Source organism: Streptomyces sp. NH27 (assembly GCF_056859195.1).
This window is the reverse complement of sequence record NZ_JACEGK010000994.1, coordinates 1-997: the sequence shown is the minus strand read 5'-3', so window position 1 is coordinate 997 and position 997 is coordinate 1. Positions and strand designations below refer to the sequence as shown.

Here is a 997-nt window from a genome sequence, read left to right as displayed (position 1 = left end):
CGGGACACGGCCGCGCCGGGCGCAGCCGGGAGAACGTCGCGACGCGAGTGAAACCGCGGCACCGGGAAACCGCAACGCAGGGCAGCCAAGGCGCCGAGGAGGCAGGGAGTCACGTGACGGACGTACACCGCGTGCGGGTGGTCGCACCTGACGGGATCGAGCTGGACACCGCCGTGCACCACCCCGCGGCCGGCGCGTCCGAGGCATCCGGAACGTCCGGGGCCGGTCCCCGGGGCACGGTACTGCTGGTGCACGGCATCGCCGCCGACCTGGACGAGGGCGGGGCGTTCGCCCGGCTGGCCGAGCGGCTGGCCGGTGCGGGCCTGACCGCCGTACAGTTCAGTTTCCGCGGGCACGGCGGCAGCGGCGGCAGCCCGCAAGGGGTCACGATCGCCGGGGAGATGCTCGACCTGGAGGCGGTCGCGGCTTACGCCGCACGGGAGTTCCCGGGGCCGACGGCCGTGGTGGCGGCGAGCTTCGGCGCCGTCGCGACCGGGCTGTCGATGCCGTGGCTCGGCCGGCAACTGGCCCGGCTGGTGCTGTGGAACCCGGTGCTCGACCTGCGGCGGACCTTCCTCGAACCCGAACTGCCCTGGGGTCTGGCGAACTTCGGGCCGGCACAGCTGAAGAACCTTGCCGAGAAAGGGGAGTTGCTGTTGGGCGGCCGCTTCGCGCTGGGCCGGGTGCTGTTCGCGGAGATGGCGCACTACCGCCCGATCGAGTCGTACGCCGCCGGCAGCCCGCCCGCGCTGGTGGTCCACGGGGACCGGGACGGCTACGTCTCCTACCACATCGCCCGCCGGACCGCCGAGGCCCTCCCCGGCTGGGAGTTCCACCCCATGCCGGGCGCGGACCACGGCTTCCACACGCCCGAGCACGAGTCGGAGGCGGTCGAGGTGACCACGTGGTGGCTGACCAGGGGACTTGCGGAGCACGGCGGCCGGGCGTGATCCCCCCGGACGCCCCCTTCCACCACACCTGGTGGCCCATCCTGACC

1 protein-coding gene is annotated in these 997 nt (G+C 73.9%); it reads left to right on the top strand.

What is annotated here, in order from left to right:
• Positions 1 to 113 precede the first annotated feature (113 nt).
• The gene (locus AC13HU_RS37625; RefSeq protein ID WP_483046499.1) at positions 114 to 950 is read left to right on the top strand and encodes an alpha/beta hydrolase; all 837 of its coding nucleotides are present in this window, start codon (positions 114 to 116) and stop codon (positions 948 to 950) included.
• Positions 951 to 997: the final 47 nt, after the last annotated feature.